The 13,823-nt window shown below is 64.4% G+C and carries 14 protein-coding genes and 1 pseudogene; 12 read left to right on the top strand and 3 right to left on the bottom strand.

The annotated features are described in order from the left end of the window. Positions 1-224: 224 nt before the first annotated feature. The 11 genes and pseudogenes from AB0G01_RS31860 to AB0G01_RS31810 all read left to right on the top strand — a co-directional run bounded on the left by AB0G01_RS31860 (position 225) and on the right by AB0G01_RS31810 (position 9,340). The gene (locus AB0G01_RS31860) at positions 225-470 is read left to right on the top strand and encodes a hypothetical protein (protein WP_360953408.1); all 246 of its coding nucleotides are present in this window, start codon (positions 225-227) and stop codon (positions 468-470) included. Between the two features lie 75 nt (positions 471-545). Then, positions 546-1,295 (top strand): integrase core domain-containing protein, encoded by a 750-nt coding sequence (locus tag AB0G01_RS31855; RefSeq protein ID WP_360953405.1) that lies wholly within the window; start codon positions 546-548, stop codon positions 1,293-1,295. A 618-nt stretch (positions 1,296-1,913) separates the two neighbouring features. After that, complete coding sequence (locus tag AB0G01_RS31850) at positions 1,914-2,363, top strand: hypothetical protein (RefSeq protein ID WP_360953402.1); 450 nt, start codon at positions 1,914-1,916, stop codon at positions 2,361-2,363. Between the two features lie 762 nt (positions 2,364-3,125). Then, a complete protein-coding gene (locus tag AB0G01_RS31845) occupies positions 3,126-4,445 on the top strand; it encodes a hypothetical protein (RefSeq protein ID WP_360953399.1) in 1,320 nt (439 codons plus the stop codon). A 782-nt stretch (positions 4,446-5,227) separates the two neighbouring features. After that, complete coding sequence (locus AB0G01_RS31840) at positions 5,228-6,049, top strand: hypothetical protein (protein ID WP_360953396.1); 822 nt, start codon at positions 5,228-5,230, stop codon at positions 6,047-6,049. Between the two features lie 115 nt (positions 6,050-6,164). Then, positions 6,165-6,785 (top strand): hypothetical protein, encoded by a 621-nt coding sequence (locus AB0G01_RS31835; RefSeq protein WP_360953393.1) that lies wholly within the window; start codon positions 6,165-6,167, stop codon positions 6,783-6,785. A 45-nt stretch (positions 6,786-6,830) separates the two neighbouring features. Continuing rightward, positions 6,831-7,043, top strand: a complete 213-nt coding sequence (locus AB0G01_RS31830; protein ID WP_360953390.1) for a hypothetical protein — start codon at positions 6,831-6,833, stop codon at positions 7,041-7,043. A 94-nt stretch (positions 7,044-7,137) separates the two neighbouring features. Continuing rightward, positions 7,138-7,541 (top strand): annotated as a pseudogene (locus AB0G01_RS31825) (transposase family protein); the annotation flags it as partial. Positions 7,542-7,728: 187 nt separating this feature from the next. Then, positions 7,729-8,331 carry a helix-turn-helix domain-containing protein gene (locus AB0G01_RS31820; protein ID WP_360953387.1) on the top strand — a complete coding sequence of 201 codons (603 nt, stop codon included), beginning with the start codon at positions 7,729-7,731 and terminating at the stop codon, positions 8,329-8,331. A gap of 27 nt (positions 8,332-8,358) precedes the next feature. Further along, positions 8,359-8,826, top strand: a complete 468-nt coding sequence (locus AB0G01_RS31815) for a hypothetical protein (RefSeq protein WP_360953384.1) — start codon at positions 8,359-8,361, stop codon at positions 8,824-8,826. A 19-nt stretch (positions 8,827-8,845) separates the two neighbouring features. Next, on the top strand, positions 8,846-9,340 hold the full coding sequence (locus tag AB0G01_RS31810) for a hypothetical protein (protein ID WP_360953381.1): 495 nt from the start codon (positions 8,846-8,848) through the stop codon (positions 9,338-9,340). Positions 9,341-10,351: 1,011 nt separating this feature from the next. On the opposite strand, the gene AB0G01_RS31805 is transcribed toward AB0G01_RS31810, so the two are convergent. Continuing rightward, positions 10,352-10,966: a TetR/AcrR family transcriptional regulator gene (locus AB0G01_RS31805; RefSeq protein ID WP_360953378.1), complete on the bottom strand. Its 615-nt coding sequence runs from the start codon at positions 10,964-10,966 to the stop codon at positions 10,352-10,354. Positions 10,967-11,035: 69 nt separating this feature from the next. Here AB0G01_RS31805 and AB0G01_RS31800 point away from each other — a divergent pair, with 69 nt between their 5' ends. Further along, complete coding sequence (locus AB0G01_RS31800) at positions 11,036-11,443, top strand: RidA family protein (RefSeq protein ID WP_360953375.1); 408 nt, start codon at positions 11,036-11,038, stop codon at positions 11,441-11,443. 181 nt (positions 11,444-11,624) lie between these two features. Here AB0G01_RS31800 and AB0G01_RS31795 read toward each other — a convergent pair whose 3' ends face one another. After that, complete coding sequence (locus AB0G01_RS31795) at positions 11,625-12,986, bottom strand: HAMP domain-containing sensor histidine kinase (RefSeq protein WP_360953372.1); 1,362 nt, start codon at positions 12,984-12,986, stop codon at positions 11,625-11,627. After that, complete coding sequence (locus AB0G01_RS31790; protein ID WP_360953369.1) at positions 12,983-13,669, bottom strand: response regulator transcription factor; 687 nt, start codon at positions 13,667-13,669, stop codon at positions 12,983-12,985. Before AB0G01_RS31790 ends, AB0G01_RS31795 begins: the two co-directional genes overlap by 4 nt. Positions 13,670-13,823 lie beyond the last annotated feature (154 nt).

The following is a 13,823-nucleotide window of genomic DNA, read 5'->3' as shown; positions in this document are numbered from 1 at the left end:
AAGCAACCGGGCCGGCCACGAACCATCCGCTCGATCCGACTCCTGGCGCTGCGCTTGGCACACGAGAACCCCTGTGGGGCACTAGAACCCTGCATTGGTGCGTTGAGCTGCGACGATCGTGCATCATGGACTGTAGGGGACCCTGTGGGGTGCCAGAACTCTGCCCTGGCATGCCGAGCTGCGACGATCGCGCACGCTGGACCTCCAGGGCATGATCGTGAGGTGTGGCATTACGACTGCTGTACCTGATCTTCGTCCGACTTGGCGACTGGCTGGTCCTGCTCGGCCGGTCCTCCGCGGCTAAGGACGTCGAACTGCTGGCACTGCGGCACGAGATCGCCGTGCTGCGCCGGACCAACCCCCGCCCGCGATGGGAGTGGGCCGATCGAGCTGTACTCGCCGCGCTGGTTCGCCGACTCCCCCGGCTGCTACGTGAGCACAGGTTGGTGACACCGGGAATCATCCTGTGATGGCACCGGCGCCTGGTCGCAAGGAAGTGGACCTACCCCAACCGCACCGGACGCCCACAGATCGACGACACCCTCATGACGTTGATCGAGCGCATGGCGCGGGAGAACACGGGGTGGGGCTACCGCAGGATCCAGGGCGAACTGCTCAAGCTCGGCCACCGGGTAGCCGCCTCAACGGTTTGCCGCGTGCTCAAGCGCCTGCGAATACCGCCCGCACCCCAGCGTGACACCGACATGTCATGGCGACGGTTCCTCCGCGCCCAGGCCACGAGCATGGTGGCCTGCGACTTCTTCCACGTCGACCGCGCCGTCACCCTCAAACGGATCTACGTGCTCTTCGTGATGGAACTCGCCACCCGCTACGTCCACATCCTCGGCACCACCACCAACCCCGACGGGGCATGGACCACCCAACAAGCCCGCAACCTGCTCATGGACCTCGGCGACCGAGCCGACAGCTTCCGGTTCCTCATCCGCGACCGGGCCGGCCAGTTCACCGCCTCGTTCGACGCGGTCTTCTCCGGCACAGGCATCCAGGTCGTGAAGACCCCACCACGGTGTCCGCGAGCCAACGCCCACGCCGAGCGGTTCGTCGGGACCGTCCGACACGAAGTCACTGACCGACTGCTCATCATCAACGAACACCACCTGCGGACGGTGCTGCAGCGCTACGCGAACCACTACAACCACCGCCGACCACACCGAGCACTCCAGCTCGCACCACCACGAACGGACAGGCCAACAGTAGAGCCGAGCTGCACGTCGATACGTCGCCGACCAATCCTCGGCGGCCTGATCAACGAGTACGAACCCACTGCCGCTTAACCGCAGGTCAAACCGTGTGGCCGACTATTGGCACCCCACACCGCTACAAGGCGCGAACGGGCAAAGCCGTAGGGTCGCCGCGCCCCTCTCGCCCCGCGTCGAACATCGCCTGACGCAGCGTCCTGTCGGCGCACTCCGACGTAACCCCGAGGTCCGCGGCGCTGCCGGTACCGGCATAGAGATCGTTATCCACGTCCGCGAGAGTGGCGCACACTATCGTCCGTCGCCATCCGAGCCTCGGCACATCCGACTCCATCTGCACAAGTGAAAATATTCAGTCTACACTGAAGTCATAGTGTTTAATACTATCCGGACCGCTTCTTTCTCGCCCACGTCCTTGTACCTGCCGATAACCCCATCCATGCAGGTGAGAAGCGTGATCAGGAAAGACTCGGATAACCCGTGGGGAGCTCGTATTCCACGAGCTCGTCGACCGACGTGGCCATGCCGCTCCGAATGCCTACTGGCCAGCGGTGGGGTCGGTGGCTTTGACCTTGTCGCCGGTCTTGACTTCGGAGATCGGTTTGGCCGAGCCGTCGGCCATATGGTGTGCCACCGACCATCACCCGAACCGGTCAATACTTTGACCGGTCAAACCGTTGATCGTACCGTCGACGCGTGGACACCCAGATCGCGACACCCCAAGCCGTCCGGGACTTCATCGACGCCCGCAACGCCCTGTTCCGCGCCATCGACTTCGACCACGCACAAGGCATCAGCGCCAACGAGATCGCCCGCGTGGCCACACCCGCCATCAGCAGACCCATCGTGCTGTCCTACCTCACCGCCAAACAACTGCACACCGACGCCCGCAACGCCCTGCGCACCGCCGGACTCGAAGGCCCCTTCGGCATCGGAATCACCGGACAGGTCGGCCGCGGCTCACGCACCGTCCACCTCGTCCTCGCCTACGACCCCCAAGAGATCGACCAACAACCGGACACACTGGTCACCCAGGTCACCGACACGCTACGCACCGCGGACATCGACATCCGGCTCCCCGAGGGGCGGAACTCGATCGCCGACGCGCTCTGGGACGGCGAACCCGTACCACTGCACCGCACATGACCACGTAACCCAACCCCGGTCGGAAGCCACCACCACAGCCCGGACGGCACCCGCCGACCCGGCCGACGTCGCACCGCGCACCGATATGGATTGACCGCGCCCTTCGGAGACGACCACCGTGACCGCCCCGTACCACCTCTGGGGTGCTGCCCTCCTTGAGCGGTTCGGCGGCGCGGCGGTGGGCGGGGTGACCTCGGCCTCGATGTCGGCGATCCGTCGACGCGAGGCGAGGCGGCAGCTCGGCATTGCCAATGCTGGTGGCGTCGGGCAGTCATCGGGAATCGTTCAGGTCTTGATGACGCCGACTGCAGGCCGTCTGGTCACTGATGTTGAGATCTCCCGCGACCTGACGACACGACACCCCGACGCGACCAGGTCGAGCACCTTGCGCCGAAACTCGAGTGGGTACTGCTTGGGCATCGTGGGCTGTTCCTGGACTACTGAGACGAGTGACCATCCAGCAACCCGGCTCCGTACAACCAGGTAAGGATCACTCCGAGCTATCGGGGGAACTCAGGTCGATCGTCCCGACGGAGACAGGGACGACACGAACGCTCCGGCGAACGACTTAAAACCGACACACTTACCGATCACGGCGAGGCGACGCCATCTGTTCAAGAAGCGCCCAACGACGTTCAACAACAAAGTTCACCCGTCGACGCGGCTTGAGGATCTTCATGACTATCCGCATTGCGAAATACCGCCTATCGGGCACCTGCCCCTACCGTACGTAACACCGTCACGTCTTCGCACGATAACCCTTTGCAACGCTCAGTCGTCTCGACGACGCTCGCCCGTTTGGAGAGTTCATCAATGTCAGCGAAAAAATCCAAAAAACAGCAACCCCGCCAGGTAATGGATATCAATGAGCAGCATAAAAAACAAAGCTTTTTCCATCGACATGGCATCGACATAGGCGTAATCGGCGGCTTGGCAGGAGTCGTCAGCGTCGGTATCGCCGCGATCGCCCTCGTGCCATCCTTCCGTTCCACCAGACTGGCCGAGGATGCGAATCACATCGCACAAACAGCCAAACTCTCAATCGTAGGCGTTGACCTGACATCGACAGTTGAGCTAACCGAGAATACTAATTATTCGAACGGACCAGTAGACAAAATAGAGACTCGACAAGTAAACGCCGCCGCAGCAAAGATCATCCTTCGTAATCAAGGCGAGCAAACGGCGCTCATCAAGGAGTTACGGGTCGACATATCGAAGGTCTGGACTCCTAATGGTTGTCACGGCGCGGGCGGTGCCACAACTTCGGTCATCTACGACTTCATCCTCCCTGGTGACATCGACAAGCAGGTTTTTCCACTACAGCTGCCAACCCAAAAGGCTGACTTCGAAGTCGCCGGCCAGTCGAGCGATCGCCTTGCTGTCACAGTAGGCGAGGAGTACATGGGCGAAGCTGGCTGGCCATGGGCCATCTCCGCATCAGCCGAATTGGTCCTTACAGACAACAGTACCCTGAAGACCACCGACTTCACCTTGATGAACTTTACTGGAGTCGACCGCGTCATCGAAGTAGTTGCGGAAGGCCTGGAGTTCGGCCTGGACCGAACTGAGTGCATACAGACGAACATCGGGATGCTCGAAGAGGCGATCCGAAGCCCTGGAGACCACTCGACGTCCATCGATCTTCTACTTTCCCGACTCAAGGAAATCGGATTCACCAAGAACTCCACGCCCAGCACGTCGACTATAAACCTGCCAGGCACAACTCCAGTTGTACCGCCGGGCGCTGGCAAGTGGGTAGCACAGCTCGGCTCTTACTCAGAGTCCGCTGTTACGGAAGAACAGATGATTGAAGTGGTGGCGAAACTCGAACAGAAGATCGACGTCAAGGTTAGAAGAATACGAAGTTCCGATTACAGCTCACTGCGATCCGGCTACTGGTTCGTGTTTTACGACGGCGATAAGTTTCTAAACGGCCATGAAGCGCTGACATTTTGCTCGAAGCATGGAATTCTGGATGAAAATCTGTGCGTGGGCAGATATCTTAGCGCGAACGAAAGCGACAAAAGGCTAATCTGCAAACCTTCGGATCCGCAAGACTCGCCCAAGTGCACGCGCCGGTAGGTGATTCGATCAGGCGCGCCACTATCTTAGGGATGCAATACCTGACGCTCTAGATGGAACTTCAACGTGACATTGAATGCGGCGGTCGTACCGAAATTCTCGACTACAAGCATGATGAACGTTTGCGTATTCGGATGCATCTCACAGTTAACCATTACGAACAGCCTTACGCCTGCCCCAGACGTAGCCTATGGGTCCAGAACTCTGCACTCGCACGGTGAGGTGATCGCGAATCATGGGCGGTAGAGGCATAATCGTGAGGTGTAGCGTCACAACTGCTCTACCTGATCTTTGTTCGGCTCGTCGGATGCCTGGTTCCACTCGGCCGGTCACCCGCGACCAAGGACGTGGAGTTGCTGATGCTCCGGCACGAGGTAACCGTGTTACGCCACACCAACCCTCGCCTACGGCTGGGCTGGGCGGATCGCGCGGTGCTCACCGCGTTGGTGCGACGCCTAACCGCCTGGTTACGGCGTCACCGATTGGTAACGCCGAGCACCGATGCAGACCGGACCATCGGGACTACAGTTTTCAAAACTGCCCCTACCCCAGCGTGGTCGGATCGCTATCTGACCTGCCCGAATAGCGCCGGACCCAGCCTGCGCCGTGACCTGCACCGGCATGGCGAAAAGTTGCAGTATCAACGTCCGAGGCCGTCTAAGGTGTAACAAACGAGCGTTGAACATCGAATTACCCATATGGGCAGACGAAAAAGACGCGAAAAGATCATGCGGCCTCAACATGACCTACCGGCGTCGACCACACCCGTCAAGGCCAGCCGGGTGGCCACGATAGTAAAAAACCCCTGGTTCCTGGCCGCCGGAGCGCTCGTTGCCTTGCTCGGCCTAGTAGCAGCCATCTTCGGCCCGGTACCCGACCGACTGAAGGACGAGACCGAGGTATCGAACTTCCACGCCAAGCCGGTGAACAAACGAGGGGTAACACAATTCGTCCTACCATTGGATGCACCGCTCGCAGATCTACCGTCCGAACCCAGTGGCTACTGCAGTGAGCCCGTAATCGACTGGCTTCGCAAGATCGGCAAAGAGATTCCGCCGTACCAACGGATCGCCATCACGAACACGGCCGAGGAAGGCGCCATGCTGGCAATCTCCAACGTCCGTGCGGTAGATGTGCGCAGATACGAACCACAACCCGTGATGGTCTTCACTTGCCCAGATGGCGGCAATGGAGACAACGCCGTCCTGCACCTGCGACTGGATCACGATCCACAGGCACAACTCTTCAACGCCGACACCGAGAAGACCGGACCGTTCGCCTTCAACCTCCAACCTGGAGAACAGGGGTCGATCGAACTGCACCTGCTCGGCGACGAGGGCAACAGCTACTCCGGCCGCATCGTCGCAGATGTGTCCACAGGCGGAAAAACCACCACTGTCAACCTTCCACTCAACGGACGCGCCGACGGATTCGACCGGATCAGTGCTGGCAAGTACGCGCAACTGTACGTACGACCCGGCGTAAAGCCGGGCACCCTGGCCTGCGGGTGGAATGGTGCGAAATCGGAAGAACGCGACGCGATGAACCTTTCCTCCGACTGTCGGCCTGATCAAATTCGTTCCATGCTGGCCGAGATCAATTAGCACAGATCGGAAAACGATGCACAAAGCAGCATGGGTCGTAGTTGTCATGGTTTTGTTAGCCGCTATCGGAATATTCGCGGCAAGGATCGACTGGCAGGGGGAATCCGGGACTCCGGTGGCTTCGAACGAAGGAGCTCAAGAGAAACCGACCACCACCGACGACCGGCCTCCGTCGCGTGACGCGGCACTTAACGCAGCGACCAAGGTAATCAACGTTGTCGCTGCCCGCGCCGGCGTTCCGATCGACGGCTACACGGCCAGCCAGCCAGCCGAACCGATCGACAGTTGCTCCTCCTCCGCAGCCGGTGTGACCGCCGACATCGTCTCCTGCGGGACCACTGCCCACAACGCGGACGTCTGCTGGCTTGCCCCTGACCGCGTCGGGCTCTTGTGCGGCACCGCCCCCTGGGAGAAGGAACTACTCGCCTACACCACCGCCCAGCCGGTCACTCACGCTCCCGCCACGTCCGCTCCCCGACCGTGGGCCTTGGAACTCACCGACGGGTCACGGTGCCGTATGCGCACCGGCGGCTCCTGGCCTGGACGAGCGGACGGCTACGTGGGCGCGTACCGCTGCACCGGACCGACGGAGTTCGTGCTGAGCAAGTCCGACGCCCAGGTGGACCGCTCCACCGTCACCTGGACGGTCATGACCGGCGGACTGAGCGCGGACAATCGAGCTCTCCCACCCCCGACACCGATCGCCGTCGCCACCGCCTATTTTGCCTCCGCCTGACCCAGCGGCACAGCCTTTTTCTTGTACACCCAAAAGATATTCCACTTGACGGGCGAGGACGACCGGTGGCGGTCGCTCACTCCGTCGCTACTGCTACCTGAACTGCTCGACCCGCTGCGCGGAGTGCCGCTCAACGCCGATGATGACATCGTACCGTCGATCGTGTTCTCCCCGGACAACGCTTTGTGGGGATTGTCGTGGGTGGTGTTGCCATTCAGCCATTTTCATCGTGACGTCGCAGGTCACGGCGCAGGTTGAGCAGTGGCAGTTGAGCAGTGGAGAGCGCGGTGGGCGAGGCTCCCGGTAAGACAGCAGTCGACCAAGATCTGATGCCCCGACCGGGAGCCTCGCCGTGCTGTCTTACCCTGCCTCGATTCCGCTGTCCAACCACACCCTCGTCCGTCTGGCCGATCTCATCCGCGCGGAGCGGGCGCGGCACCGGTCCCGATGGCGACGGCTCGATCCCGGCCGCCAAGCGCTGCTCGTGCTCGCCCACCTGCGCAACGGCGACACCCCCACACCCGTCTCGCCGTCGGTGAACACACCGCCCGACTGGCCTACGCGATCCTGGACGGCACCCTGGTCCCGATCGACCGCGTCGCCGACCAGAAGCCCTACTACTCGGGCAAACACCGGCGCCACGGCGTCAACGTCCAAGTCCTCGCCGACCCGGCGGGCCGGTTGGTATGGGCCTCGGCGGCACTGCCCGGAGCCGTCCACGACCTGACCGCGGCCCGAACCCACGGCCTCGTCGACGTTGTGCCTGCCTATAACTCCATCCATGCAGGTCAGAAGCCAGCTCAGGACACGGACCGGGGATGGCCCGCAAGGATGCTCGCGTTCTACCGGCTCGTCGGGTGACACGGCATGATGACCGGCTGCGCTGCTCCGACTGGCCTACCTGGGCGTCGCAAACGCCTTTGCGCTGCTGCGCCTGTTGCCCATGAGCGACCGGGACAAGGACACGGAGACCCTGGCGCTACGCCACCAGCTCACGATCCTGGAACGCCAACTGGGTAAGGACCGCCCTCGGTTCTCCCCCACCGACCGGGCCTTCCTCGCGGCACTGCTGCACCGACTCCCGGCCGTTACGCTTCACCGACTCCGGCTACTGGTCCGACCGGAGACGGTACTGCGGTGGCACCGCGACCTCCACGCGCGCCGCCACGCAGCCAGATCCAAACCCAATCGGCCCGGCCGACCACGAACCATCCGCTCCACCAGACTCCTGGCACTACGCCTGGCGCGCGAGAACCCTGCCTGGGGCTACCGCCGCATCCACGGCGAACTCCTCGTGCTCGGCATCAAGGTCGCAGCCTCCACCGTCTGGCAAATCCTCCAGGATACCGGCATCGACCCCGCTCCCGAACGCACCACGACGACCTGGACGGCCTTCCTCCGTTCGCAGGCCGACGCTCTCCCGGCCTGCGACTTCTTCGAGACCACCACCCTGAGCGGCACCCACCTGCACGTGCTCGCGGTCATCGAACACGCCAGCCGCCGAGTCAAGGTCCTGGGCACCACCGCACACCCCACCGCATCCTGAGTCACCCAAGCCTCCAGAAACCTCGTCATGGGCCTCGACGACGCCAGCACCGCCCGGTTCCTGATCCGCGACCGCGACGGCAAGTTCCCCGCCCTGTTCGACGACATCCTCGCCGACGCGGACATCCAGGTCGTCCTCACCGGTGTCCGCATCCCGCGGATGAACGCGATCATGGAGCGCTGGATCCGCAGCTGCCGACGCGAACTCCTCGACCGCACCCTCATCTGGAACCAAAGCACCTACTCCACGCCCTACGCGAGTACGAGCACTTCTATAACACCCACCGACCCCACCAAGGCATCACCAACGCCCAACCACTACGCGCTCTGCCCAACCCATCACGAACCAAGCAGCCCTCACCCGCCTCGACATCCGCCAACGACGGCGGTTGGGCGGCATCCTCAACGAGCACCACCACCACGCCGCCTGACCTGCGCGGACGACGTTTTCGGCAGGCACAGCGGATCTCAGGCCACTGATCGCCAGCTTGCGTAGGCGTGGTGCGCAGCCCTACGTGTTGTCCGACGTGGCGCCTCTCGGCGCCAACCTGCTGCACAGCGTGCACGACGCGATCGCCGCTACGGACCGCGTTCTCGTTGTGCTGGGGATCGAGGCGTCGATGAACTCGGTTTTCGAGGCTGGTGTGGCAGTGGGGCTAGGTAAACCGCTGGTCGTCCTCGCTGATCCCCGGATCCCGGTACCCGCCGACCTCGCGGCGCTGTTGACCATTCGAGCCCGGCCTGACGAGCTGGAAGCCATCGACTTCACCCTGGACCAGTTGGAACGAGCCGGAGAACGCTCGCCGGTCGGTCCTCGGCCCGCCCTCGCAACGGGACGGGCCCTCGGCGGCCACGCCGAGGAGTTGCTGGATCGGCTGACCGACGTCTCGTCGCTGACCGAGGCGGAGGCGCTGGGAGTGCTCACCCAGGCACTTGAGATGAGCGGAGCCGTGCCCGCGCGGAACCCGGTGGTCCTCGCCTACCGGGTAGGACTGGTCGTCGCCGAGTGAAGCCCGCGCACTTCGAGCCGGCCGTGAATGTCAGCTCGCACCGATCCGGGCCCGAGCCTGCCGAACTGCGGCCATGCAGGGTGAAGCCGTGCGCAGCATGAAGGGTCGAGGTGCTCGTGGGTACGGCCGCAGGTCCTCAGCGCCGCCGGCGCACACGGCAGCATGACCGGCCATGCTGCTCCGACTGGCCTACCTGAGCGTGACCAACGCGTTCGCGCTGCTCGCCTGCTGCCCCTGAGCCACAGGGGCCAGGACGTGGAAATCCTGGCGCTACGGCACCAGATCCCCCCCGGAACGCCAACCGGAGATCTCCTCGCCCGCCGCCAGGCATCCAGATCTCGTCCCCAGCATCCCGGCAGGCACAGACCATCCGTTCCGTCCGCTCCTGGTGCTGCGCTTGGCACACGAGAACCCCGCGTGGGGCTACCGCCGCATCCACGGTGAACTGCTCGTACTCCGCATCAAGGTCACCGCCTCCACCGTCTGGCCGAACCTCCAGGACGCCGGAATCGACCCGCAGACACCACCGGGGATCAGCCGCGCGCACCAGATCGGCCACGCCCTCGCGGTCCAACTCCAGCGCGTGACGCCACAGCAGCGCTCGCCGCCGGTGCTCGGGAAGGTCGTCCAACTCCACGGCACCGGGTATACCGCACAACGCCCGGCTCCTGAACCATTACGTTGTCCCCGAGCGAGTCGATCATGGCGTGCACTTCGGCCGCTGTGAGGGTGCCCGGCGGGGAGGTGCCCTCCAGTTCAGCTTTCGCCGCAGCGCGGACTGCCTCGTTCATGGCTTCGCAGATGATGCAGCCCGTCATCACCGAGCTGCGCCACACCGAGGTACGAATGGTGGATCGATCAGGAAGGGTTGGTCGTCTCCGGACCGAGAGGTTCTCGGCCGCGAGGACGCGGCGGCCGGTTGGTCTGGGAGCGTGTGTTGACGGTGCGGTGGACGATTCGCCTGACCGACACGGTGACCGAGCCGGATCTGGTGTCCTACCGGATGCGCTGTCACCGCTGGTTGAGGTGCCAGCCGAGTTCGACTGACTGCCGGCAGGTGTCGGGGTCGTCGCCGCAGCTGGTGAACAGGGCGGTGAGCATGGGTGCGCCGTGGTCGAGTGCTTGGCGCGGCAGGGGTCCGGTCGCCACGAGGGACACCAGTCCGTGGCCGATGGTCCAGCTCTGCGTGGCGAGGGCCACGGAGTCGACGTCGGGGCGGAACCGTCCGATGTCCTTGGCCCGTTCGACGGCGCGTACCAGGGAGTGCAGGGTGTCGTCCGCGGCCTCGGGGTCCTCCAGTTCGAAGCCGGCGTCGAACATGACCCGGTAGAGGTCGGGGTTGGCCAGGGCATTGGACAGGTATGCGGCCCCGAGTGCTGCGAGGTCTCGGACCGGGTCCGCGGTCAGCGTGACCGTCTTCAGCTTGGCGGCCAGGCGGGTGAACCCCTCCTGGCGCATCGCCTGCCACAGACCGTCCATCCCACCGAAGTAGGTGTAGACGGCCATGGTCGACAGGCCAGTTCCCGCGACGACCGAGCGCAGGGTGACCGGCTCCCGTGCTCGCAGCATCTGTGCGGCCCGCTCGATCAGCTGGGAGCGGACCGCGGGGTTCTTGGTCCTGACCATGGTGCCACAATACATGGCAATGCTATGTTTAGATCGATCTGTCGATCTTGCGCGAGTGAGGAGTGCTTCATGGCCGTGAAACTGGTCAACCCAGACGGACTGCCGAAACCCGAGGTGTACTGGCAGCTGTCGATCGCCACCGGGTCGAGGCTGGTGTTCCTGGCCGGACAGGTGGCCCGCGACGCGGAGGGAAACCCGGTCGGCGAGGGAGATCTGGCCGCACAGGTCGAACAGGCCTATCTCAACGTCGGCACGGCCATGGCCGGGATCGGCGGATCCTTCGACGACGTGGCCAAGCTGACCGTCTACGTGGTCGACTGGTCCCCCGACAAGATGCCGTTGCTGGGCGAAGGCGTGGCCAGGGCGGCCGCGAAGCTGGGGGTTGACCCGGTCAAGCCGATCACCCTGCTGGGTATCGCCGCGCTGGGCGAGCCCGACCTGCTGGTCGAGGTCGAGGCCACCGCCATCATCGACTGACACCTGCGCCGACGAAGGGCACGCGTCGTCCCTCGGAACAGCAAGCGGCCCACGTACTCACATGCCGCGATGAACGTGTGTCCGGGAAATCTCCGAACCGCCGTTGGCGAACCGACGAGAGCTCGTGCTCATGGCTGCGCGGCGGAACTGCTCGTGACGGTTCATCTTGCTTTCCGTGCTCTCAGCGATCGGGCAGGACCCGGCTGCCGGCGATGGTGAAGCCGATTGTCGCTCCGCCCCCGGCCCGGTTCCTGGCGAAGGTGGTTCCGTCGTGGGCTTCGGCGATGCCGGCCACGATGGCCAGGCCGAGACCGGAGCCGGGTAGTGATCGCGAGGTGTCCGCGCGGTAGAACCGGTCGAAGATCCTGCCGAGGTCGTTGGTGCCGAGACCGGGTCCGCGGTCCGACACGGTGATCGTGTCCCCGCGGACCCCGACGTCGATCGGTCCGGTGCCGGCGGTGTCGAACTTCGCGGCGTTCTCCAGCAAGTTGCCGACGGCGCGTTCCAGGGCGAGGCGCTGTCCGCGCACCCGCGTCCGGTCGGCGGCAATGATGATCTCGCGTTCGGTCCGGCGCTGTGCCCGTTCGGCCGCGTTGCGGACGACTTCGGCGAGTTCGACGTCGGTCTCCTCCTCGTCGGTTCCTCTCGCGAGTGCCAGGGCGATCAGTTCGTTGACGAGGTGGGAGAGCTCTTTGGTCTCTCCCTCGACGTCGGCGAGAAGGCGCGCGCGGGATTCCGGCCGGAGCTCGTGGAGGCGGTGCAGCACACGGGCGTTGGTGCGCAGGCTCGTGAGCGGCGTCCGGAACTCGTGCGCTATGTCCTGGATCAGTCGTTCCTGAGCTTCCCGGGAGTCCGCGAGCCTGCGCAGCATGGTGTTGAACGACGACGACAGCCGGGCCACCTCGTCTCGCCCCTCCACCGGGACCTCACCGGCGCCCAGCCCGGTGGCGCTGACGTCCACGACGATCCCGGTCAGCCGCACCAGCCGCCGGGTGATCCGGCAAGCCAACACCCAGCCGAGGCCCGCGGCGACCGCAGTCACGAGCAGAGTGAGCACGGTGATCTCCTTGGCCATCCCGCTCATCACCTGCCGCGACTGGTTGACGTCGATGCCGACCTGCACCGCACCGGCACCGTTTCCCAGTGAGGTGGTCAGCACCCGGTAGGTGTCGTGCTGCACGATCACCTCCGTGGTGTTGGTGGCGCCACGCGCGGATTCGGTGGCGAGGGCGCGGTCGGCATCGTTGATCGGGAAGACCACGGCCCGTCCGCCGAGCGGCGTGACGCCGCCGCTTGGTTCGATGCGCTGTGCGGTCAGCGGCAGCGGCTGCTCCAGCTCCGCGTCACCGACGACAACGCCAGCCGGGTCGTGCAGTACGCCGTAATGTCCGTCCATGATCGCGGCGGAGGCGGTGTGCAGGCCCCGGTTCACCTCACCGATCACGCGTTCTACCGCGGAATGGAAGGCGAGTACGCCGACCACGCCCGCAGTGAGCGCGACGACGAGGGCGAAGGCGAGTGCGAGCCGGGTTCCCAGGTTCACGGGTGCCGCACCGTGTAGCCGATGCCGCGCACCGTGTGGATCATGGACGAGGCACCCGCCGCTGCCAGCTTGCGGCGCAGGTAGCCGACGTAGACCGCGAGGTTCTTCGAGTCCCTGCCGAAGTCGAAGCCCCAGATCCGCTCGTAGATCAACGAGTGGCCGAGCACGACGCCCTCGTTGCCCATGAGCAGTTCCAGCAGGTCGAACTCGGTCTTGCTGAGGTTCAGCTCGGTCGTGGCCCACCACGCGCGCCGGCTCGCGGGATCGAGCCGCAGCGCCCCGACGGACAGCGCGCGGTCGTCGATGTCCTCCACCGGGACGGCCCTGCGCAGCAAGGCTCGCAGGCGTGCCAGGAGCTCGTCGAGTTCGAAGGGCTTGGGCAGGTAGTCGTCGGCGCCCGCGTCGAGGCCCGCGACCCGGTCGGGGGTTTCGACTCGCGCCGTGAGCATCAGCACCGGCACCCGGTCACCTTCCGCCCGCAGGAGCCGGACGACGCCGAGCCCGTCGAGACCTGGCATCAGCACGTCCAGGATGAGGACGTCGAACTTCTGCCGGCGAATCCGGGTCACCGCCTTCACCCCGTCGTCGACGTCGACGACGGAATAGCCCTCTAGCTCCAGCGCGCGAACGAGCGACTCACGAATCGCTCGGTCGTCATCGGCGATCAACACGGTGCACGTCATCCCGGTTACTTCTCCCCATTCGGCCGCTGCGGATGATTATCGCCGAGCGACCCGCCGTGCCGCACGGGAATTTCCCCTGAAAAAGGTAGGAACCTGGTGGGAATCCGCCGTCAAGAGACCCTTCGCCATTGCCGTCGAGTGAGGACGGTCCTTA

The sequence above is a fragment of the Actinosynnema sp. NPDC023587 genome (assembly GCF_040640215.1).
Taxonomy (GTDB): Bacteria; Actinomycetota; Actinomycetes; order Mycobacteriales; family Pseudonocardiaceae; genus Actinosynnema.
The sequence above is the reverse complement of the archived record's forward strand: the minus strand, read 5'-3'. Positions and strand labels throughout refer to the sequence as shown.

Coding starts and splice junctions, on each gene's coding strand:
- AB0G01_RS31820 (WP_360953387.1), top strand. CDS start 7,729: ATGAGCGACCGGGACAAGGACACGGAGACCCTGGCGCTACGCCACCAG.
- AB0G01_RS31800 (WP_360953375.1), top strand. CDS start 11,036: ATGGCCGTGAAACTGGTCAACCCAGACGGACTGCCGAAACCCGAGGTG.
- AB0G01_RS31790 (WP_360953369.1), bottom strand. CDS start 13,669: ATGACGTGCACCGTGTTGATCGCCGATGACGACCGAGCGATTCGTGAG.
- AB0G01_RS31815 (WP_360953384.1), top strand. CDS start 8,359: ATGGGCCTCGACGACGCCAGCACCGCCCGGTTCCTGATCCGCGACCGC.
- AB0G01_RS31855 (WP_360953405.1), top strand. CDS start 546: ATGACGTTGATCGAGCGCATGGCGCGGGAGAACACGGGGTGGGGCTAC.
- AB0G01_RS31805 (WP_360953378.1), bottom strand. CDS start 10,966: ATGGTCAGGACCAAGAACCCCGCGGTCCGCTCCCAGCTGATCGAGCGG.